The organism is Cryobacterium ruanii, from assembly GCF_004404055.1.
GTDB lineage: Bacteria > Actinomycetota > Actinomycetes > Actinomycetales > Microbacteriaceae > Cryobacterium > Cryobacterium ruanii.
Genome location: NZ_SOHK01000017.1, coordinates 328600 through 350073, shown reverse-complemented (window position 1 = coordinate 350073; position 21474 = coordinate 328600). Strand labels below are relative to the sequence as shown.

The 21474-nt window shown below is 65.7% G+C and carries 18 protein-coding genes and 1 pseudogene; 9 read left to right on the top strand and 10 right to left on the bottom strand.

Annotation, left to right across the window (positions count from 1 at the left end; genetic code table 11):
- The first annotated feature begins 34 nt into the window (after nt 1–34).
- From kynA to E3T47_RS13185, 6 genes are all read left to right on the top strand, one after another.
- A complete protein-coding gene (kynA, locus tag E3T47_RS13210; RefSeq protein WP_134556491.1) occupies nt 35–889 on the top strand; it encodes a tryptophan 2,3-dioxygenase in 855 nt (284 codons plus the stop codon).
- Nucleotides 886–1785: an amidohydrolase family protein gene (locus E3T47_RS13205; protein ID WP_134556490.1), complete on the top strand. Its 900-nt coding sequence runs from the start codon at nt 886–888 to the stop codon at nt 1783–1785. The genes kynA and E3T47_RS13205 overlap by 4 nt, the downstream gene beginning before the upstream one ends.
- Nucleotides 1782–3074: a kynureninase gene (locus E3T47_RS13200; RefSeq protein ID WP_134556489.1), complete on the top strand. Its 1293-nt coding sequence runs from the start codon at nt 1782–1784 to the stop codon at nt 3072–3074. Before E3T47_RS13205 ends, E3T47_RS13200 begins: the two co-directional genes overlap by 4 nt.
- 84 nt (nt 3075–3158) lie before the next feature.
- Nucleotides 3159–3443: a phosphoribosylformylglycinamidine synthase subunit PurS gene (locus E3T47_RS13195; RefSeq protein WP_134556488.1), complete on the top strand. Its 285-nt coding sequence runs from the start codon at nt 3159–3161 to the stop codon at nt 3441–3443.
- Nucleotides 3443–4141, top strand: coding sequence for a phosphoribosylformylglycinamidine synthase subunit PurQ (gene purQ / locus E3T47_RS13190; protein WP_134556487.1), 699 nt, complete (start codon nt 3443–3445; stop codon nt 4139–4141). Before E3T47_RS13195 ends, purQ begins: the two co-directional genes overlap by 1 nt.
- An 87-nt stretch (nt 4142–4228) precedes the next feature.
- A complete protein-coding gene (locus E3T47_RS13185; protein ID WP_134556486.1) occupies nt 4229–4690 on the top strand; it encodes a DUF3817 domain-containing protein in 462 nt (153 codons plus the stop codon).
- 58 nt (nt 4691–4748) lie between these two features.
- On the opposite strand, the gene E3T47_RS13180 is transcribed toward E3T47_RS13185, so the two are convergent.
- The 6 genes from E3T47_RS13180 to E3T47_RS13155 are packed head-to-tail and all read right to left on the bottom strand — an operon-like array spanning nt 4749 to nt 11367.
- Nucleotides 4749–5948 (bottom strand): alcohol dehydrogenase catalytic domain-containing protein, encoded by a 1200-nt coding sequence (locus E3T47_RS13180; RefSeq protein WP_198416638.1) that lies wholly within the window; start codon nt 5946–5948, stop codon nt 4749–4751.
- 2 nt (nt 5949–5950) lie between these two features.
- The gene (locus E3T47_RS13175; RefSeq protein WP_134556485.1) at nt 5951–6727 is read right to left on the bottom strand and encodes a phosphonatase-like hydrolase; all 777 of its coding nucleotides are present in this window, start codon (nt 6725–6727) and stop codon (nt 5951–5953) included.
- Nucleotides 6724–7887 carry a TIGR03364 family FAD-dependent oxidoreductase gene (locus tag E3T47_RS13170; protein WP_134556484.1) on the bottom strand — a complete coding sequence of 388 codons (1164 nt, stop codon included), beginning with the start codon at nt 7885–7887 and terminating at the stop codon, nt 6724–6726. Before E3T47_RS13170 ends, E3T47_RS13175 begins: the two co-directional genes overlap by 4 nt.
- Complete coding sequence (locus E3T47_RS13165) at nt 7884–9578, bottom strand: PhnE/PtxC family ABC transporter permease (RefSeq protein ID WP_134556483.1); 1695 nt, start codon at nt 9576–9578, stop codon at nt 7884–7886. Before E3T47_RS13165 ends, E3T47_RS13170 begins: the two co-directional genes overlap by 4 nt.
- Nucleotides 9575–10399, bottom strand: a complete 825-nt coding sequence (gene phnC, locus E3T47_RS13160) for a phosphonate ABC transporter ATP-binding protein (RefSeq protein ID WP_134556482.1) — start codon at nt 10397–10399, stop codon at nt 9575–9577. The genes E3T47_RS13165 and phnC overlap by 4 nt, the downstream gene beginning before the upstream one ends.
- A gap of 17 nt (nt 10400–10416) precedes the next feature.
- The gene (locus E3T47_RS13155) at nt 10417–11367 is read right to left on the bottom strand and encodes a phosphate/phosphite/phosphonate ABC transporter substrate-binding protein (RefSeq protein WP_241982262.1); all 951 of its coding nucleotides are present in this window, start codon (nt 11365–11367) and stop codon (nt 10417–10419) included.
- A gap of 208 nt (nt 11368–11575) precedes the next feature.
- Between E3T47_RS13155 and E3T47_RS13150 the strand changes: the two genes are divergently transcribed.
- Nucleotides 11576–13168 (top strand): AMP-binding protein, encoded by a 1593-nt coding sequence (locus tag E3T47_RS13150; protein ID WP_134556481.1) that lies wholly within the window; start codon nt 11576–11578, stop codon nt 13166–13168.
- A gap of 150 nt (nt 13169–13318) precedes the next feature.
- Here E3T47_RS13150 and E3T47_RS13145 read toward each other — a convergent pair whose 3' ends face one another.
- The 3 genes from E3T47_RS13145 to E3T47_RS13135 all read right to left on the bottom strand — a co-directional run bounded on the left by E3T47_RS13145 (nt 13319) and on the right by E3T47_RS13135 (nt 16503).
- A complete protein-coding gene (locus tag E3T47_RS13145) occupies nt 13319–14686 on the bottom strand; it encodes an NAD-dependent succinate-semialdehyde dehydrogenase (protein WP_166805718.1) in 1368 nt (455 codons plus the stop codon).
- Nucleotides 14687–15239: 553 nt separating this feature from the next.
- The gene (locus E3T47_RS13140) at nt 15240–15743 is read right to left on the bottom strand and encodes an SRPBCC family protein (RefSeq protein ID WP_134556479.1); all 504 of its coding nucleotides are present in this window, start codon (nt 15741–15743) and stop codon (nt 15240–15242) included.
- Nucleotides 15744–15765: 22 nt separating this feature from the next.
- The gene (locus E3T47_RS13135; RefSeq protein ID WP_134556478.1) at nt 15766–16503 is read right to left on the bottom strand and encodes a DsbA family protein; all 738 of its coding nucleotides are present in this window, start codon (nt 16501–16503) and stop codon (nt 15766–15768) included.
- A gap of 899 nt (nt 16504–17402) precedes the next feature.
- Here E3T47_RS13135 and E3T47_RS13130 point away from each other — a divergent pair.
- Entirely contained in the window at nt 17403–17870 is a 468-nt protein-coding gene (locus E3T47_RS13130) for a hypothetical protein (RefSeq protein WP_134556477.1), read from the top strand.
- A gap of 717 nt (nt 17871–18587) precedes the next feature.
- On the opposite strand, the pseudogene E3T47_RS13120 reads toward E3T47_RS13130, so the two are convergent.
- Nucleotides 18588–18704, bottom strand: a pseudogene (locus tag E3T47_RS13120) (RidA family protein); the annotation flags it as partial.
- Between the two features lie 370 nt (nt 18705–19074).
- Here E3T47_RS13120 and purL point away from each other — a divergent pair.
- Nucleotides 19075–21381 (top strand): phosphoribosylformylglycinamidine synthase subunit PurL, encoded by a 2307-nt coding sequence (purL, locus tag E3T47_RS13115; protein WP_134556475.1) that lies wholly within the window; start codon nt 19075–19077, stop codon nt 21379–21381.
- Nucleotides 21382–21474: the final 93 nt, after the last annotated feature.

Genomic DNA, 21474 nt, shown 5'->3' with positions numbered 1-21474 from the left:
CTGCGCACAATTTGAACAAGCCGAACGGAACCCGATGACCCTCAAAAACAACACCCGTGAGTTCGACCCCGAGATCGTCACCGATTTTCACGAGAAGATGAGCTACGGGGCCTACCTCGACCTGCCCACCCTCCTCGACGCTCAAAAACCGGTCAGTGTTCCGCAACACCACGACGAGCTTCTGTTCATCATCCAGCACCAGACCACCGAACTCTGGCTCAAGCTCGTGCTGCACGAGCTGCAGGCGGCCGTCGAGGCCCTGCGTCGGGACCAGCTCGCGCCCGCCCTCAAGGGCATCGCCCGGGTCAAGCACATCCAGCGCACCCTCACTGAGCAATGGTCGGTTCTTGCAACCCTCACCCCCACCGAGTACGCCCAGTTTCGGCACTTTCTGGGCAATTCCAGCGGCTTCCAGTCGTATCAGTACCGTGCGGTCGAGTTTGCGCTCGGTAACAAGAACCGCCGCATGCTGACCGTCTTCGAAGCGGATGCCTCCGCCCACGCGTTGCTGACTGCCACCTTCGAAGCGCCCAGCCTCTACGACGAGTTCCTGCGTTACCTGCACCGGGCCGGCTTCGATATCCCGGCCGAAGTACTAGAGCGTGACGTGACCGAAGCCTGGACGTTCCACCGTGAGCTCGTGCATACTTTTCGGGGAATATATGAGAATGCCAGCGAGCACTGGGCCGCGTACGAGGCCTGTGAGGAACTCGTCGACCTCGAGGACAACTTCCAACTGTGGCGTTTTCGACACCTCAAGACCGTGCAGCGCATCATCGGCATGAAGCACGGCACTGGCGGGTCGAGCGGCGCGGCTTTTCTGCAAAAAGCGCTCGAGCTCACCTTCTTTCCGGAGTTGTTCGCGGTGCGCACGGAGATCGGCACGTGAGCATCCACTTCCTTCACGATCGCGGCGCCGTCTATCCGGGCTTTCTTGACGCGCACGTGCACCTCACCCTGATCGATCCACGCCGCCTACCCGGCGGCGGCATCGCCCGGGTGCTCGACCTCGGTGGCTCGCTGCCCGACGGCCTACGCACATCTATGCCCGATCTGGCATACGCGCACCAGTTCGTGACCGCTCCGGGAGGCTACCCGAGCCGAACCGGCTGGGCGGAACCCGGGTGGAGCTGCACGGTTGCAACAGCCGCGGATGCCGCCAGCGCGGTGGATCTGCAGGTCGCGGCCGGGGCATCCGTTCTGAAGGTCATGCTGAACTCGGTGGCCGGACCGGTGCTCAGCACCGAGGCCCTGGCTGCCGTTGTCGACAGGGCACACGCACTGAGGCTGCCGGTCGTGGCACACACCGAGGGGGCCGGACAGGCCGATCGTGCGTTTGCAGCCGGTGTTGACGCGTTCGCTCACACCCCGTTCTCGGAACGCCTCGCCGACGACCTGGTGACCGCGATGGCCACCCGCATGACGTGGATCAGCACACTCGACATTCACGGCTGGGGTTCCCACACCCTGGCATTCGAGATTGCGAGCGATAATCTGCGTCGATTCCATGCTGCCGGCGGCATGGTTTTGTACGGTACCGACCTCGGCAACGGGCCGCTGAACCTCGGAGTCAACCACCGCGAAATCGTGGCGCTGCTCGGCGCCGGCCTGACCCCCGACGACATACTGGCGGCTCTCTGCTCTCCGACACCGCTTGGACTGGTTTTGTCCGATACCCGGGTTACCTTTATCCCGGGCGAACGACCGCATGACCCCGGCGACTTCGCCGGCTGGCTCATCGCCGCTCGCGCCCTCACCCGCCCCGAACTCGAGGTACTCGCATGACGCCCACTCTGAACGGCAGCACCGGCCTCGACGCCCACCTCGCGTTTGCCCGTCGGATGGACCGCATCGACGGTCTGGCCCACTATCGCGGCCGGTTCCTCGGCACCGACGCCGACACCGACACGGCCAACCCGCGCGCCTACCTCGACGGCAACTCGCTCGGCCGCCCGCTGCGGGCGAGCGCCGATCGCATCGCCGACTTTCTGCAACACGACTGGGGCACCCGACTCATTCGCGGCTGGGACGAGCAGTGGATGGAGCTGCCGCTGCAGATCGGCGACGACCTCGGCCGCGCCTGCCTCGGCGCCGCTCCGGGCCAGGTTTTCGTCGGCGATTCCACCAGCGTGCTGCTCTACAAGCTGGCCCGCGCCGCCGTGGATTCCCGCCCGCACCGCACCGAGATCGTGCTTGACAGCGACAATTTTCCCACTGACCGGTACATCCTCGAGGGCATCGCGCGCGAGCGCGGCCTGACGCTGCGCTGGATCGACTCGGACACCGAGGGCGGAGTGACCGCCGAGCAGGTGCGCCAGGTGGTAGGCCCGCAGACGTCCCTCGTGCTGCTGAGCCACGTGGCGTATCGCTCCGGCTACCTCGCCGACATGCAGGCCATCACCGCTGTCGCCCACGAGCACGATGCCCTCGTGTTCTGGGACCTCAGCCATTCGGTCGGGTCGGTTCCGGTCGAACTCGACCGGTGCGACGTTGACCTAGCGGTCGGCTGCTCCTACAAATACCTGAGTGGCGGGCCGGGCGCCCCGGCGTTCGGCTATGTGAAAAGCGACCTGCAGGGCGTGCTGACCCAGCCGATCCAGGGGTGGATGGGTTCTCAGGCCATTTTCGAGATGGGGCCGGGGTATCGGCCGGCCACGGGCATCCGTCGTTTCATGAGCGGCACGCCCGCCGTGCTGGGCATGCTCGCCATGCAGGACACGATCGCCATGCTGGGCGAAGCAACGATCGAGTCGGTGCGCGCCAAATCGGTCGCGCTGACCGAGTTCGCGATCACCCTCGTCGATGAGTGGCTCGCGCCGACAGGGGTCACCGTGGCCTCCCCGCGGGAGCAGACCCATCGCGGCGGTCATGTGACCATCAATCATCCGCTCATGCGCCAGGTCACGAAGATTCTGTGGGACAACGACGTGATTCCCGATTTTCGCAGCCCCAACGGGCTGCGGCTGGGCCTCGCCCCGCTCAGCACGAGCTTCGTCGAGACCTACGACGGTGTGGCCGCCGTACGCGACGTGCTTCGCGGCATCCTGCTCGGCCAGAACGGCGTGCGCCGGTAGAACGGCGGGCCGGGGCGGGCCCGGCCTGTAGAATTAGAGTGATTTGCCACGACTATAAGCCCCAGACTGTATGCGGAGTGCCCTGTGCCAACGATCGTCGTCGAAGTAATGCCCAAGGCCGAGTTGCTTGACCCACAGGGCAAGGCCGTCGCCGGCGCCCTCGGGCGCCTCTCTCAGACCCAGTCAGCGCTGGCAAACGTCACCGGCGTGCGCGTCGGCAAGCGCTTCGAGATCTCCATCGACGGTGAAGCGGATGCCGCGACCCTCGCCGCCGTGCGCGAGCTCGCCGACACCGTGCTGTCGAACTCCGTGATCGAGGATGTCGTCGGCATCCACGTGCAAAGCGCTCCCTCGTCAGCGGTCGCCTGATGCGCATCGGCGTCGTCACCTTTCCCGGCTCGCTCGACGATCGCGACGCCGCGCGCGCGATCCGCCTTGCTGGCGCCGACGCCGTAGCCCTCTGGCACGGCGACCACGACCTGCATGGTGTCGATGCCCTCGTGCTGCCCGGCGGGTTCAGCTACGGCGACTACCTGCGCGCCGGCGCCATCGCGAGCCTCTCGCCGATCATGACCGAGGTCATCGACGCGGCGAACCGGGGCATGCCCGTGCTCGGCATCTGCAACGGATTCCAGATGCTCACCGAGGCCCACCTGCTCGACGGCGGGCTCATTCGGAACGACAAGGGCCGCTTCATCTGCCGCGACCAGGGCCTGCGCATCGAGAACAACACGAGCGACTGGACCAATGGGTTCGCCGCTGACGCCGAGATCGTCATTCCGCTCAAGAACGGCGAGGGCTCGTTCATGGCATCATCCGAGACCCTCAAGGCGCTCGAGGGTGAGGGCCGAATCGTGGCCCGCTACATCGGAGGCAACCCGAACGGGTCACTGAACGACATCGCCGGCGTCACCAACGCGCGTGGCAATGTTGTCGGCCTCATGCCGCACCCCGAGCACGCCGTCGAGGCCGGCTTCGGCCCCGACACCGACGATGCCATGGCGAGCGGCGTCGACGGCCTCACCTTTTTCACCTCGGTCATCGCCCGGTCGCTCGTCGGAGTGTAGCTGGCGCTCGGGACGGCGGCGACAGGGGCTGTTCAGGTATCACTGCGACGATAAGAGCCTCCTGCCCGCCATGAGTTGAAAGTCACCATGACCCCGCGCCTGCTGTTTCGCTCCGTTGCCATAGCCGAAACCATCACCTGGGTGCTTTTGATCGCCGGGATGCTCATGAAATACGGGTTCGCGGTCGGCGAGATCGGGGTGCAGGTCGGCGGGTTTCTGCACGGCCTGGTCTTCATCGCCTTCGGCCTCACTGCGCTGTTGGTCGGCGTGAACCAGCACTGGGATTTGCGGCTCACCTCGATCGCGATGGCCACCGCGATCGTTCCGTTCGCCACTGTCCCCCTCAACCGTGGACTCGAGAAGAACGGACTGCTCATCGGCGGCTGGCGTCACACCCGCACCGACGATCCCCGCGATCACACGCCGGTGAGCGCCCTGCTCCGCTGGATGCTGGCTCGTCCGGTCGTGCTGGCCGGCATCATGGCGATCGCCCTGGTGACGATCATGGCCACCCTGCTCACGATCGGCCCGCCCGGCGGCACCAGTTAGCGTAGCGGACGGGATCCGGGCCCTGTCCAAGGAGCGGGAGCGAATCGGGGCAGACGGATCAGCCGAGGGTCGCGGGCTGTTGCGAGGTGATGCCCACGCGAGGGTGGAGGGCGGTGGCGGCCAGCGCGAGGGCGGCATCCGCTTGCGAGAGGTGAAAGGTCCTTCCGACCAGCGCTGAGAACGGATGCCGGTGCCAGGCTCCGCTGAGGTAGGTTACCGCCTGTGCCAGGTCACCCGGGGTGTAGTTGTGCACGCCGCGCACGGTGACCAGGCGGCGCACGATCGACTCGGAGTCAAGCAGCACCGCTTCCCCCGGCGAGACGCTGCCGACCAGCACGACCACGCCGCCGATGCCGATCAGGTCGAGGGCGGTCTGCACCGCGGACCCGGCACCGCTCAGTTCGAGGGCGATGGTCGGCTCGGCGGCGCCGGCCCTTTGCAACGCGGTCAGCACGCTCGCCACCCCGGTCGGCGACTCGTACGGCGCGCCCGGGTCAGCGACGGCCGCGGCCCCGAAGGCGAGCGCGAGCTGTCGGCGAGCCGCATCCGGGTCGCTGACAACCACGACTGCTCCGGCATCCGTCGCCATCGCACAGGCCGTCACGCCGAGCATGCCGGCACCGGTCACCAAGACCGTCGCGCCCGCCAGTGGTACAAGGGCGGATGCCGACCCCAGCGCCGCGACGACGGTGGCGGTCGCGCAGGACGCCGGCGCGAGTACGGTCGCCGGAACCTGTTCGTCGACGACCACGATGGCCGTTCCGGCGCGTACCTGCACGTGGGTGGCGAATCCGCCGCTGAGTTCCCAGCCCCGCTGCATCCGCTCGTGGCCGTATTTTGCCAGCTCGTGGCATTTCTGGGGCAGGCCGCGGCGGCAGCGCGAACAGGTTCCGCACGCCACGGTCACCGACCAGACCACGCGCTGACCCATACGCAAGGGCATTCCGTTTGCGGAATATGACTGTTCGGCGACGGCAACGATGCGCCCGACCTGCTCGTGACCGAGCACGAGCGGCTTGTCGGCCGGACGGTGACCCCGCGCGGTGTGCACGTCGGAGCCGCAGACCGTGGCCAGCTCGACCTCGACCAGCACGTCGCCGGTGCGCAGCAGCACACCAGGTACCGCCACACACTCCAGTGGCAGGCCGACACCCGACCAGACCATGGCCTCGGCGGCTCGCGGCAGAACGACCTCGCGGCCTTGTGCTCGGGCCGTCAGGGTTGCCGACGACGCTGGATGAGGATTGTGTTCGGGCATATCTACTCGATCGTGTCCTCACGCAGGCCGAGCAGCTCGGCGAGGTCGGCGATGCTTGCAATGACGACGTCGGCCCCGGCATCGTCGAGGGTCTCGGTGTCGTGCGTGCCGGTCAGAACACCAACGACGAGACCGGCACCCGCATTCAGTCCGGAGAGGATGTCGCTCGCCGTGTCGCCGACGACGACCATGGCCGCGACGCTCGACGCCCCGGTGCGCAGCAGCGCGGTGAGCGGCAGGTCGGGGTAGGGGCGGCCACGACCGGCTTCGGCCGGGCACAGGCTCACATCGATGAGGTCGCTCCAGCCGAGCTTCTCGATGAGTGTGTCCTGCGTTGCCCGGGAGAATCCGGTGACGAGGGCCACCTTCACCCCGGCGTTACGGAGTTCCTGGAACAGGTCGGCGGCGCCAGCGATAGCCGTCACACCGACCTCGTCGACGAGTTCCCCGTAGGCGGTCTCGAATGCGGCGGTCGCTGCGACCGCCGCCTCTTCGGAATCGGTGAGTTCGCGAAAGACATCGAGCTTGGACTGGCCCATCGTCTCGCGCACGAACGCGACGGCTTCTTCGAGTTCGTCGGCGGTGTCGGCCAGGCCGCTGCGCTCGGCGGCGAGCACGAACGCCCGCTCAACGAGGCCGTCGTCGCTCACCGTGGTGCCGGCCATGTCGAAGACGACGAGCTCGACGTCAACATCTTCCGTGTCGAAATCGGCGGGGTCGAAGTCATCGGAGCCGTAAAGGGCGGGGTCCAGATCGAGAGAGAGGGGTGCGGTATTCATGAGATTCCTTTCAGGATGGGGATGGATGAATCGCAGACGGAGGCAATGACGTGCTCGGCCAGCCCGAGACCGGTCGTCATGCCGATCCCGGTCGTGGCAGCCACCAGGTGCACGCCGGGTTCGGGCTCATCGATGAGAAAGTCGTCACGGCCACTGGCGTAGACGCCCTGCCACCGTTCGAGCACCCGCGGGCGCGGCACACCAAAGAGCTCGGCGGTGAGCCGCAGCAACTCCTCGAACGCATTCTCATTTTGGAATGGAGAAACGGATGCCCCGCGATAGTGGGTGTCACCTACGATCAGCGAGCCGTCGGGCAGCTGGGTGTACATCTGGTTGAGGTCCAGCTCGGCGAGCGCCGGATACTGCCGCCTGAGGCGATCGCCGAGCAGGGCGGCGGCCGGCAGCTCGGCAAACGCTCCATAGCGCAGCAGTGACCAGCCGGTGAGTACGGGTGCGGGCAGCGGCGAACGCAGGCCCGCGTCGACGCGGAGCATGTCCAGGCCACACCGACGGATACCCTCGCGTAGTGCGACCTCGGGGTAGAGCTGGTCGATGTCGTGGTTCACCGCCACGATCACCGTTCCGGCGTCGACCGATCCTCGCGTGGTCGTGACCCGCCCGGGACGAACGGCCGTGACTGCGGTGCGGTAACGAAACTCGACCCCGCGACCGGCGAGGCCGGCGGCGAGGCCGGCGCCCGCCTGGCGCGGATTGACCTGCAGGTCCCAGGGCAGCAATGCCCCACCAACGGCCATGCCGGCGGCCAGGGGCAGGCGGGTCTCGACCTCCGCGGCGCTCAGCAGCATCACGTCGGGCTGGCCGGAGCCGAAGACCGACTCGCTGCCCCGCTCGGCCGCAAGCTGACGCAGCACCGCCAGTTCGTCATCGTGGCGGGCGACGACGACCGTGCCCGATTCACGCAGCCAGAGGCCGGCATCCGCTGCCAGCCGCAGCCAGACCGGGCGGGAACGTGCGGCGAATTCACGGGCCAGCCCGCCCTGCGGGGTGAAACACAGATGCCCGAAATTGCGAACGGATGCCCCGCCCAGGGCTGCCGCGCGGTCCACGACGACCACGGACAGCCCCCGGTCGCTGGCGGCGAGCGCGTGCCCGAGGCCCACGATGCCGCTGCCGACGACGACCACGTCGAAGGCCGTCATCGGAACACCCGACGCATCCACATGGCGAGGCCCTCGACCAGGAGCACCGTGACGAGAATCATCGCCACGATGGTGGTGACCAGGTCGTAGCGAGACCCCTGCCCAGCGTTCAGCAGGTAGTAGCCAACCCCGCCGCCACCGACCAGTCCGAGAATGGTCGCCGCCCGAATGTTGGTGTCAAGCATATAGAAACTGTGGCCGACGAGTGCTGTCATGCCCTGCGGCACGGTCGCGCCAGCATAGACCTGCAGGCGGGTCGCGCCGGCGGCGGTCAGTGCCTGTTCCGGACCGGGCTTGACCTCTTCGAGCGAGTCGGCGAGCAGCTTGCCGAGCAGGCCCACTCCACCGATCGCGAGGGCGATGGTGCCGGCCTGGGCGCCGAGGCCGGTCACGACGATGAGCACGATGGCCAGGATGATCTCGGGGATGCCCCGGATCGAGACGAGAACCAGTCGCATCCCGCTGCGCACCCGACTCGAAGGCGCAACATTACGGGCGGCGAGGGAGCCGATCACGATCGAGGCGACGATGGTGAGGATCGTCGCGGCGAGGGCGATCGCGATCGTCTCGCCCATTGCGGCCAACATGACGGGCGCGGTGTAACTGCCGAAACTCGGCGGCCAGAACTTCGCGGCAGTCTCGGGCAGGTACGACCAGACCATGAGAAAGTCGCCCCACTTGATGTCGCAGATCCAGACGCTGCCGACGACAATCAGGGTGGCAAGCACGCCCCACACGACGTTTCGCACCCGGGCGTAGGTCCAGGGGCGAAGCGAGGCATCCGCTTTCATGCCGGTGACGCCGAGACGCCGCAGCAGCCGGTCGCCGAGCCCGCGGCCGGTCGGGGACTGGCCGAGCATGACGACACGTATGGCGCTCGACACGATCTCCATGACCACGCACAGCATGAAAATGACCAGGGCGATGCCGAGCCCGAGCGAGTAGTTGAGCGATTTGAAGGCGTACGACATCTCCAGACCGAGCCCGGCCACACCGACGTAGCCGAGGATGACCGAGCCGCGCAGGTTGATGTCGTTGCGGTGCAGCACTGTGGCGACCCAGGAGGGCAGCACCTGCGGCAGCACGCCGGCGCAGAACTCTTGCGAGCTGCTGCCTCCGGCTGCTCGGATGGCCAGTCGGGGCCCTTCGTCGATCTGCTCGATCGCATCGGCGAACATCTTGCTGATCATGCCGATCGAGTGGATGCCGATGGCCAGGATTCCGGGCAGGGTGCCCAGCGAGAACATGAGCACGAATACCATCGCGAACACGACGTCGGGTACGGACCGGGCCAGCACGCCGAGAAAACGGGCGAGGCCCATCCAGCCCCGGCCGGGCGAGGTGTTCGCGGCGGCCAGCCAGGCCAGCGGCACCGAGCAGAACGCGGCGAACAGCGTACCGAGCAGCACGAGACCCACCGTGAGGCCGGTCAGGTAGAGCAGCTCGCCCGGCGCGGGAAAGCTGACGACCCCGACCCGGTCGAAGAAGCGGGCAGCGTTCGACCAGCTCGCCGCCATCTGTGGCAGTGAGATATCCACGCTGACCAGCGAGAGAACGGATGCCACGACCAGCGCCACCAACGTCAGCCCGGCCGCGATCTTCTCCGGCTGGGCGCGGTGCCGCGGGGCGCGCACCGGCGCGGTGGCGGCATCCGCTTCGCCGGGCTGGGGGCGGTCGAGCGCGAGGGTCATCTGCGGTTGTCCCGCGAGGAGGTGAACGTCTGCAGGTCGAGCTCACCGGTCGACGTTGTGACCCGGCCGTAGATCTCCATGACGTTCTGCTTGGAGAGGCCCTGCGTGGCGGTATCGAGCACAACCTCGCCGTGGCGCAGGCCGACGATGCGATCGCCCCACGAGAGGGCTAGGTCGACCTGGTGCAGGCTGCACACCACGGTGAGGCCACTGTCGATCGCGATTTCCCGAATGAGCGCCATAACCTGGGCGCTGGACTCGGGGTCGAGCGAGGCGACCGGTTCATCGGCGAGGAGGATGCACGGATTCTGCATGAGCGCCCGGGCGATGCCGACCCGTTGTTGCTGCCCGCCGGAGAGGGTATCGGCGCGCTGGTAGCTCTGCGCGAGTAGCCCGACGCGGTCGAGGTGGCCGAGCGCTGCCAGTTTCAGATCGAGACGGTAGCCCCAGAGACCGAGTCGCGGGCCGCGCACCCGGAACAGCGCCCCGGACAGCACATTTTCGAGCACAGTCAGCGACCCGACCAGTTCGAACTGCTGAAAAACGAAACCGACCTGCCCGCGCAGGGCCCGCAACGACCGGCCGCGGAGTCGCGATACCGCAGCACCGAGTACGGTCACCGTGCCGGTATCGGGCCGGTCCAGACCGTCGAGGTGGCGGAGCAGGGTCGATTTGCCCGAACCCGACAGCCCGAGCAACACCACAATTTCGCCGCGGGCAACCGTGAGCGACACGTCTTTGAGGGCCGTGGTTTCCCCAAAGGTTTTCGTCACACCGCGCACGTCGATCACCGGTTCCGCCGCGAGGGCGGTACCGGTCACAACGCCAGGAGTCGCTGTCAGCCCTGGCACTGCGAGGCCGACGTCTTCACGCAGATGTCGCGAATGGTGTCGTAGTACTCGTCATCGACCGGTTCGGTCGCATAGAACGTGTCGCGGAAGGCTTGGGTATCGGCGCTCTCGATGCCGGCAGCGATGATGTCGTCGATGGTGACCTCGGCGAGGATCTCGATGAGCTGGGACTTCAGGTCGTCCGGCAGGGTGTCGGAGACGACGATCGGGGCACCGGGAACCATGGTCTCGCCGATCACCTTGACCTTGTCACTCTTGGCGACCTCGCTGTCCTCGGCGAAGCCGACCTCGCACTCCTTGCCCTCGCCCACCTTCTGCACGCTGACGTCGTGCTTGCCCGCGAACACCGGCGTGACGTCGGCGACCGGGTCGACGCCCGCTTCGAGCAGGTTGTAGGAGGGGAACAGGTAGCCGCTCGTCGACGACGGGTCGACGAAGCAGACCTTCTTGCCGGCGAATTCCTCGAGCGACGTGATGTCGCTGTCGGCCGGAACGATGGCCTGGGAGTAGTAGCCGGGCACCTCACCCTCGGTCGTGACAATCGAGGAGATCGGGGTGATGGCCGCGCCGTTGTTGGTCGCGGTGATGTAGGTGAAGCCGGAGAACGACGCCACGTCGATCTTGCCGGCGATCGCGGCCTCGATCAGAGCGGCGTAGTCGGTCGACTCGTGGTACTCGACGGTCTTGCCCGTCTCCTGCTCGATGTAGTCCATCAGCGGCTGATAGTTGGTCTGCGTGTCGACCGAGTCGGGAACCACGCCGAAGACGAGGGTGTTCTCATCGGCGGCGTAGCTCACGCCGGTCGCGTCGTTGTCCGCCGCGTCGGCGCTTGCGCCGGAGCAGGAGGCCAGGCTGAGGGTCAGCAGAACGGCGGCACCAGCGGCGACCGCCGTCCTGGTGAGCATGCTGCGGGTGCTTGGAGCGCTGTGGATTGCCACGTGAAACCTTCCAGGGTTGAAGTCGATCCGTTGAGGTCGATACGTTAAGTCACGTTAGGCAGCCGACGCCAACAACGATGGCGAGCGGGGTTACCGGGAGGTGAACGAGCAATGGCAGGTGAACACCGACCACTGGGGCCACACGCACAGTTTCAGTGGAGCACCGAGCGGTACCGTGAAACGTCGCATCTGATCAAAGGAGATCCCCGTGTTCACGAGCCCCTACGCTCCCGTCGAAATTCCCGATCTGAGCATCTTCGACTACCTCTTCGGTGACTTGAGCGAGGCAGAACTCGAGCGCACCGCCGTCGTCGACGGGGCAAGCGGCGAAAGCTTCAGCTATCGCACCCTGATCGACCAGATCACCCGGGTGGCCGGAGCTCTCGCCACGGACGGCGTCGGCCCCGGCACGGTCGTTGGCCTGCTGTGCCCGAACACACCGCAATTCACGGCCGTATTCCACGGAATCCTCCGCGCGGGCGCCACGGTCACCACCATCAATTCGCTCTACACGCCCGACGATATCCAGCGACAGCTGGTCGATTCCGGTGCCACCTGGCTCGTCACCGTCTCACCGCTGCTGGCCGGCGCCAAGTCGGCAGCGCACGCGGCGGGCCTGGCGAACGAGCACATCGTGGTGATCGATGGTGAGCCGGGATATCCGTCCCTAGCTGATCTTCTCCAGGCGGATGCCGCCGCTCCCGTTGTGGACATCGACCCGTCCGCACACGTCGCGGTTCTGCCGTACTCGTCGGGAACCACCGCGGCGCCGAAGGGCGTCAGGCTCAGCCACCGCAACCTGGTCGCGAATGTGCAGCAGGCGCGCGACCTGATCGGCGTCGTTCCAGAGGACAAGGTACTCGCACTGCTGCCGTTCTATCACATCTACGGAATGACGGTGCTGCTGAACCTCGCCTTCAAACAGCGGGCCGCCCTCGTCACCATGGCCAGGTTCGACTTCGCCGAGTTTCTGCGCATGATCCAGGATCACCGCTGCAGCTACGTCTTCATCGCGCCGCCGATCGCGGTAGCCGTGGCGAAGCATCCGCTGGTGGAAAGCTACGACCTGTCGAGCGTGCACACCATCCTCTCGGGGGCAGCACCCCTCGACGGAGCCCTCGCCGCGGCCGTGGCCGCCCGACTGGACTGCCGTATTCTGCAGGGCTATGGCATGACCGAGGTCAGCCCGGTCAGCCACCTGATACCGATCGACGCTGCGCACCTGTCGCGCGCCTCGGTCGGGGTGACCGTGCCGAACATGGATTGCAAGCTGGTCTCCACCGAAACCGGTGCGGAGATCGAGGTTCCAGAAAGCGGAGTGAGCGAGCCCGGCGAGCTACTCGTGCGCGGGCCGAACGTGATGCTCGGCTACCTGAACAACGATCAGGCCACCCGCGAGACCATCGACGCCGACGGTTTTCTGCACACCGGCGACATCGCCACGGTCAGTGCGCATGGCGAGGTGACCATCGTCGATCGCAGCAAGGAGCTGATCAAGTACAAGGGGTACCAGATCGCGCCAGCCGAGCTTGAGGCCCTGCTGCTCACCCACCCGCAGATCGCGGATGCGGCCGTGATCGGGGTAGCGGATGCCGACGGTCAGGAGATTCCCAAGGCCTTCGTCGTGATCGTGGCCGAGTCGGCCCTCACCGCCGACGAGGTCATGACGTTCGTCACCGAGCGGGTCGCCCCGCACAAGAAGGTGCGGGCAGTGGAGTTCATCGAGCGGATTCCCAAGTCGGCATCCGGCAAGATCCTGCGGAAGGACCTGCGCGCACAGGAGCGTGCAGCGACGGTTTAGCGGCCAGCACGGTCACTCGTGGCGTCGATCCCGGTTGTGCGTTTGTGAAGCGCGCAATCTGCTGCTGCATCCGGCGCAGATGGTGAGCATCCACAGCGAGGCGAAGGAGGGTGCACGATCGTGTCGCTTTTCCTGATCTGCAGTGATGGGTCAGCCGATGCGGATGAGTTTCTTGTTCACGAATTCGCTGGCACCGTAGCGTCCGAGTTCGCGCCCGAAGCCGCTTCTTTTCACCCCGCCGAACGGTAGCTCCGCGCTGCCGGCGTCGACGAGGTTGACGTAGACCATGCCCGCATCGATGCGGTCGGCAACGCGCAGTGCCTGCTCGGAATCGGTCGTGAACAGGTAGGAGCTGAGTCCGAACGGGGTGTCATTTGCGAGGGCGATGGCGTCATCCTCGGAGCTTGCCCGGTAGACGAATGCTATGGGTCCGAAGAACTCCTCGTGGTATGTGTCGTTGTCTCGCGTGACATCGGTGAGCACGCCAGACGGGTAGAAGTTACCAGACCGTTTGCCAGTGCTCGCCAGGGTCGCTCCCTGTGCAACTGCGCGCTCGACCTGCTCCGCGAGATGTTCGGCCGCGTCGAGGGACGAGAGGGGTCCGTAGTCTGCCCCGGGGACGGTCGGGTCGCTGGGGGAGCACGCCAGGATGGCGGCGGTGAACTTCTCCGTGAACTCATCGTAAAGTTCATCGATCACGATAAATCGCTTGGCGGCGTCGCAGGCCTGCCCGCCATTGCGGAGGCGACCGGCAACGGCGGCATCCACTGCGGCGGCCATGTCGTCGGTGCTCAGCAGAATGAACGGGTCTGATCCGCCCAGCTCCAGCACGACCTTCTTAAGGTGACGACCAGCCACCTCGGCAACGGCCGCGCCGGCGCCCTCCGAACCGGTGAGGGAGACACCCTGCACCCGCGGGTCGGCGATGATCGTGGCGACCTGCTCGCTGTCCGCGTACACATTTGTATAGGCGCCAGCCGGGAAGCCTGCGTCATGAAAGATTTGCTCAATCGCCGCGGACGACTCCGGGCACTGCGACGCATGCTTGAGGATGATCGTGTTGCCCGTCATGAGGTTCGGTGCGGCGAAGCGCGCAACCTGGTAATACGGAAAATTCCACGGCATGACACCGATCAGCACACCCAGCGATTTGGGGCGCATGAACGCGGAACCCTCGCCGCCGAGCAGGGTGATTGGTTCGTCCTTCAGAAATTCCTGCGCGTTGTCGGCGTAGTACCGGTAGATGTCGGCGGCGTAGTCGACCTCGCCGAGCGCTTGATCGACGGGCTTGCCCATCTCGCGCACGATCATGGCCGCCAGCTCTGCGCGGCGCTCCTCATGCAAATCGCCGACCTTGCGCAGGAGTGCGGCCCGCTCGTCGATTGAAGAGTTCCGTGACCAGCCGACGTGGGCCTTATCCGCCGCTGCGATGACCTGCTCGAGTTCATTTTCCGAAATCTGGGGGTACGTCTTGATGGTCTCGCCTGTGGCGGGGTTGATAACGGCGTGGTGGCTCACGAGCCACCTCCTTTCACAATCGGGTGGTCTGCCGAAAATTATCGCGTGGTACGAGCCAATCATGGTCGCGGAATTTGTCAAGGCGAATGAGGCCAGTGAACGTCTAACCGGCTGGTTTCGTCGCGGAGGCTTATTTTGAGTTGCGCAGGGGACCCTCGAAGCCAGGAGGCGATGCAGCCAATCGAATAGAGCGTCTTCCCAAAGATGGCGGCACGTCGGACGCTTCACACGACAAACCACACCAGCACGACCACCCCGATCACACCGGAGTAGGCGGCTGGGGCGATGAGGCGCAGGCGCCACTGCTTTGTCCAGGGGGCGAGAAGCAGAACACCAGCGGAGAGAGCTGCACGTATTGGGACCGCGCCAGAGCCTCCCCGACCTGCGACTCGGGGCTACCGACCCAAGAAATGCGAGTCCCAGTCCCGCGAAAGTGACCCCGAATCGGGTCGCGACGCCATCCAACGCAAGGCTGCAGGAAGTCACCGAGACGGATTCTGAAGTTCCGGCAGCGACCAGCGTTTCAGCGACACGCCCTCCCCGAGCGGCCCGGTTATGGCTGGGCCTGCTCCCCTGCGTGGCTGGACACTTCGGCGATCCGCTTGATCGCGGCGAGGGTTTTCGGGATGCCATCGAGGGCCTGCTGGGTGCGGTCGGTGATCTGAGCGTGCGCCTCGTCGCCGAACTTCTCTTCGAACATGGCGATCCCGTCCGGCAAGAACTCCCAGGACTCGGTGAGCATGGTCCCGGTCTCCGCGGCGGTGAAGCTGAAGCCCCAGCGCACGAAGCTGCCGCCCACCACCCAGGCGAACTCGCGACCATGCTCTGCCGCCACCACCTCGGACCGGGTCTGCCAGGTCCGGTGTGGGAGCTCGTTGTGCCCGGTGAACCAGGCACCGACCCGGCCGGCCTCGGCCTCGTCGTCCCACCAGCACGACGTGCAGACCGGGCTCCACTCGCCGGTACGGGTGATGTCGGAGAGCAGATCGTAGAGAAACGCGGCCGACGCCTCGACGATGACGGACTCCTGGTGACTGAGGATGCGTGTCTCACTCATGCTTTTACTCTAGGGAACGGGGTCATTTCTTCTGCCGCCGACTGCCGCCGTGCCAGTCCTCCTGCTTTCCGACCGTGTCCGCGTCGACTCCGAACGCGGCCAGCTGTGGCTGCTCGCGCAGGCTGCGTTTGAGCTCGGCAAATCCCGGGAAGCGGGCCAGTCCGACCACGTGGTCCCACAACTCGACCGCTGAGTCCTCGTGGGGCAGCCGGCTGATCACCGGCCCGAAGAAGGCCGCACCGGCGGGCGGCTCAAAGTGGATGATGGGCGTGCCCACGTCTTTTCCCGTCAGTGAGAGCGCCTCGTCTGTCTCCCGCTGGATCTCCCGGTCCCACGACTCGTCATCGAGAGCTTCCGCCAGCTCGAGCGGCAGGTCCGCCTCGGCGAGGATCGGCTCCGCAAACTCACGCGTCCCGCGGAGCTCACGCACCTCGCCCTCGGTCCGATGGTCGTCCGGGCCGGGGGCAGTGTCGAAGATGTGGGCCCCGAAGGCGGCGTACAGCGGCGCTATCGCCTCGCGGCCGTGCTCCGCTCGCGTCCGGGCGGCTACCCGCAGGAGCCGGAGCCCGGCGGTGTGACCGGCCTCGTACTCGGGAGGGAAGTGCGCGTCGTAGTCGACCTGGGCATTGATCAGGCGTAACGAGATGAACCGCCAGTCCACGGTGTAGTCGCGCTGCTTTTGCACCTGCCGCACCCACTTGCTGGTCATCCAGGCGAAGGGGCAGACCGGGTCGAAGTAGAAATTGATGTCAGCGTCCATGCGTCCACCCTAGGTCAGGGCCGCAAGCACGGCCGAGATCGATCTGGCGAGGGGGCTCGACTAATGCCTACCACCATTTGGACAGGCGCTCTTCTTGCAACCCCGGCGATCCTCCGGCCTCACCCCGTTTTTCGGAAGTTCCCTACTTCCTCACCTCAGGGCTCTGGTGGCTCTCCCGATTGCCCTCGCCGGCCTAATTTGCGGTCTTGTCCTCGCCCGGCCACCTGCGTCTAAGCCCAACAAGCCCTAGCGGGTCGGTTCAAGGTTAGGAAGCGGACTGAGCTGCCGCCCGCCGGCGGCGACTACCCGTGACTATCCATCTGAACACGGCAGCATTGGTCGCAGCCAAGAGGAAGAATCCCAGATAATGCAGTGCCGCGTTCGCGGACAGCACCCCATCTGGCGAATCCACCCTGGCCCGAGCCTTGCGAAGGACCAGTGTACCGACGACATGGTAGGCAGTTGACAGTGGCAACGTCAGAATGACGATGACCAGAACCAGCACTGCGAATGATCCCGCCCGGGGTTCATCTCAAAGGCGCGCATCACGGACATCTGATGGAGGTCTAAGGCGCCAGAAGGCACACAACAGCCGAGCTTGCTGAGCTCGTCAATGTCGCCCGCTCCATTTTCTATCGCACCATTCAGCGCCAACATCCGGCACCTGTTTTCGTTCTGCACCCCGAAAGTGTTGCCGCTGGCGTTGACGCCCCAGGGAACGTCGTTTGCTCCTGTCGGCAGTACGGCGGCAGGGTTTAGAGCGGGAATTTTTGTCTGTCGCGGGGCCAGCAGCTACAGCTAGTGTGGAAAACGGCGTCCAAGTAGACGGGAACCTGCCGGACATTCCAGATAAAACGCGACGACGGAAGCGTTCATAAAGCGCAGTTCATGTTCCGCACATGACCACAACAAAGTTTGGTGAAGTGATGACACCGAGTTGGGGCCGGCCCTTACTCTGGGTTGCAGTCCTCGTTTCACGGTCTGCGCTCATCGTCGGCGGACTCAGCTTGATTGGGATTGGCCTCAACCAAACCTGGTACTTCGAGCCGACCGGCGAGGCTCTCGAGGACGCCCGCGTCGGAAGGCTCCTTATCCTCGCTGGTGCGGTCGCACTCATCGCGGCAGCGGGCTGGGCGCGATGGATGCACACCCCGATTTGGGCGTGCATTCTTGTAGCCGCCCCAGCCGCCCTTGTGGGCGGGCTGTCTCTCCTGTTCGAAAATTCCCTATTTCCCCAACTCAGCGCCTTAGTGGCTTTTCCGGTGGCCCTCGCCGGCCTGATTAGCGGGATTGTCCTCGCCCGACCGCTGCTTCGCGCGGGCTCCGCACGCCGCAATGCCTCAGTTGGCCGTCACGAGTCGGACTGAGCGGCCGTCTTCCGTCGGCGAGTGCCGAGGACTACCCACCTGAACACGGCGGCATTGAGCGCAGCCAACAGGAAAAACCCCAGGTAGTACAGCGCTGCACTCACGGACAGCGCTCCGACGGCAAATTCTCCCGGCTCCGACCCTTGCGAAGAACCCAGTGTACCGACGGCATAGTACGCAGTAGACAGCGGCACTGTCAGCACGACCATCAACAAAATCAGCGCTTCGGATGCTCCCGTCCCGGCACCCACCCCAAAAGCACGCATCACGGACACCGTCGCCACGAGCCCGGCGACTGCCGCCAAGTAAGCGCTTATCGATGCCACGGCCCACGCGGACAGGCGGCCATTCCCTCTCGGAGTTGCGCGACCAGTGGTCATATCCGAAATCTACACAGGTGTCAGTTGACGGACGTCTTTAAACGCAGAGTCGGTGCCAATCGGCCGACGTTCCGGAGTCTCGGGAGTGGCGTTTGGGAACCTTCTACTGGAGTGTCCTGTGGGAGCGACCGAGTCTTCCGGTGATTCGTTGCAGGCGGGAAGGTCTTGTTGAGAGCGCAGGTGCGGCCGCTCAAAGAACAGTGGAGGGGCTTTGCGAATGACCCTCGTCATGAGGGGACGCTGTCAGCCGCAGCGACCTCGTTGATCAGCATGGATCATGGGTACACCGTCGACGGTACAGGCGACAGGGGGGCGGAACCCTCGGCGGGACGCCTTGTCAGTCGATCACTGCCGCGACGGTTTCCATCTCAACGAGCTGCTCCGGGTAGCCGAGGAGGGTGACTCCCAGTAGTGTGCTCGGTACGTCATGCGTGCCGAAGGCCTCGCGGGAGACGGTGACCTCCGCCTCGGTCAACACGAATCCCGATCCCGATCCCGACAGGTTACGCGCGCTGCGGGCCATCAGCTCGGCGGCGAGGAAACTCATCAGAGCCTGGTGCTCGTCGACGCGGCCCGAACCGAATGCTCCGGCCGCCCTCGGTGTCTAGCTCCAGAACACGTACACCGAACGAAGCAGGACCGGTCGGGTCTTCGCGAAGCACTAGCCGCAGGGCGCTGAACTCAGCAGCGTCAGCCAGTGCGCCGGCGACACTCACGACACTCACGACACAATACACGCGCCTATTCACTGCCTGCGGGCGGGGTCGGGGCGACCGGTAGACTTATTGGGTCAAGCATCCGCTATCTCGGGGAGAATTCCACACGTGACCGCTGTTTCCAAAACTTCTTCCCACGGCGTCGCCGACACCGTTTCCAACGCCATTGCGACGCCCGAGAAGGAGCAGCCCTACGGCGCGCTCGGGCTCAAGGCCGACGAGTACGCGAAGATCCGCGACATTCTGGGCCGCCGCCCGACGAGCGGCGAGCTCGCCATGTACTCGGTCATGTGGAGCGAGCACTGCTCCTATAAGAGCTCGAAGATGTACCTGCGCCAGTTCGGCGACAAGGTCACCCCCGCCATGAAGAAAAACCTCATGGTCGGCATGGGCGAAAACGCCGGCGTGCTCGACGTCGGTGAGGGCTGGGCGGTCACGTTCAAGATCGAATCGCACAACCACCCCTCTTACATCGAACCGTTCCAGGGCGCCGCGACCGGCGTCGGCGGAATCGTGCGCGACATCATCTCGATGGGCGCCCGCCCGGTCGCCGTGATGGATGCCCTCCGCTTCGGCGATATCAACGACCCCGATACCGCCCGCGTCGTGCACGGCGTGGTCTCGGGCATCAGCTTCTACGGCAACTGCCTCGGCCTGCCCAACATTGGCGGCGAAACCGTGTTCGACCGGGTCTACCAAGGCAACCCGCTCGTCAACGCTCTCTCGGTTGGCGTGCTGCGCCACGAAGACCTGCACCTTGCCAACGCCCGCGGTGTCGGCAACCAGGTCGTGTTGTTTGGAGCCCGCACCGGCGGCGACGGCATCGGCGGGGCATCCATTCTCGCCTCGGACACGTTCAGCGCCGGCGGGCCCACCAAGCGCCCCGCGGTGCAGGTCGGCGACCCGTTCGCCGAGAAGGTGCTCATCGAGTGCTGCCTCGAACTGTTTGCGGGCAAACTCGTCGAGGGAATCCAGGACCTCGGAGCGGCGGGCATCTCGTGCGCGACTAGCGAACTCGCCTCCAACGGCGACGGTGGCATGTTCATCGAACTCGAGAAGGTGCTGCTGCGCGACCCCACGCTCACCGCCGAAGAGATTCTCATGAGCGAGAGCCAGGAGCGCATGATGGCGATCGTCACGCCCGAAAAGCTCGAGGGCTTTCTCGCCGTCACCAAGAAGTGGGACGTCGAGACCAGCGTGCTCGGCGAGGTCACCGATACCGGCCGGTTGATCATCAACTGGCACGGCGAAGAAATCGTCAACGTACTGCCACGCACCGTCGCCGTCGACGGCCCGGTCTACGAGCGCCCGCTCGCCTACCCGACCTGGATCGACGCCCTGCAGGCCGACACTGCCTCCGTGCTGCCGCGTGCGCTCGACGGCGAGACCCTGCGAGAGCAGTTCCTCGATCTGCTCGGCTCGCCCAACCTCGCCGACCCGAGCTGGATCACCGACCAGTACGACCACTATGTACAGGGCAACACGGCGCTGGCTTTTCCCGACGACGGTGGAATGATCCGCGTCGATGAAGAAAGCGGACTCGGCTTTAGTATCGCCACCGACGCGAACGGCCGCTACTGCCAGCTCGACCCGTACCGCGGCGCGCAGCTCGCCCTCGCCGAGGCCTATCGCAATGTCGCCGCGACCGGCGCGATCCCGGCCGGTGTCAGCGACTGCCTCAATTTCGGCTCCCCCGAGAACCCCGAGGTCATGTGGCAGTTCCGTGAGGCCGTAACGGCTCTCGCCGACGGATGCCTCGAGCTGGAGATCCCGGTCACCGGCGGCAACGTCTCGTTCTACAACCAGACCGGCGACCAGCCGATCCACCCCACCCCGGTCGTGGCCGTGCTCGGCGTGATCGACGACGTCGCACGTCGCATCCCAAGCGGATGGCAGGACGACGGGCACAACATCTACCTGCTCGGCACGACCCGCCTCGAACTCGACGGCTCAGCCTGGGCCGGTGTCGTGCACAACCACCTCGGCGGCCGTCCTCCGATGGTCGATCTGGCAGGGGAGAAGGCCCTCGCCGGCCTGCTGCACGCCGCGTCGAAGGAAGCCCTCATCGACAGCGCCCACGACCTCAGCGAGGGCGGGCTCGCCCAGGCCCTCGCCGAAGCCGTGCTGCGCTTCGGGGTGGGCGCGCGGGTCTGGCTGGGCGACATCCTGGATCGGGACGGGGTGGACGCATCCACTGCCCTGTTCTCGGAATCAGCCGGTCGCGTCATCGTGAGCGTGCCGCGCGAAGACGACGTGAAGTTTCTTGGTTTGTGTGCCGGTCGCTACATTCCGGTGCTGCGCATCGGCGTGACCGACGCCACCCTGCACGCCCTAGAGGTGCAGGACGTCTTCGCTGCTTCACTCGCAGAGATGCGCAACCGTCACGCGTCCACCCTCCCCGCAGCCTTCGCCTAACCCTGCCTCCTCCCCGCGAGAGCGCAAAAAGTGCCCGATTGAGACGTCCAATCGGGCACTTTTTGCGCTCTCGTGAACCTTGATGAGCCCTCG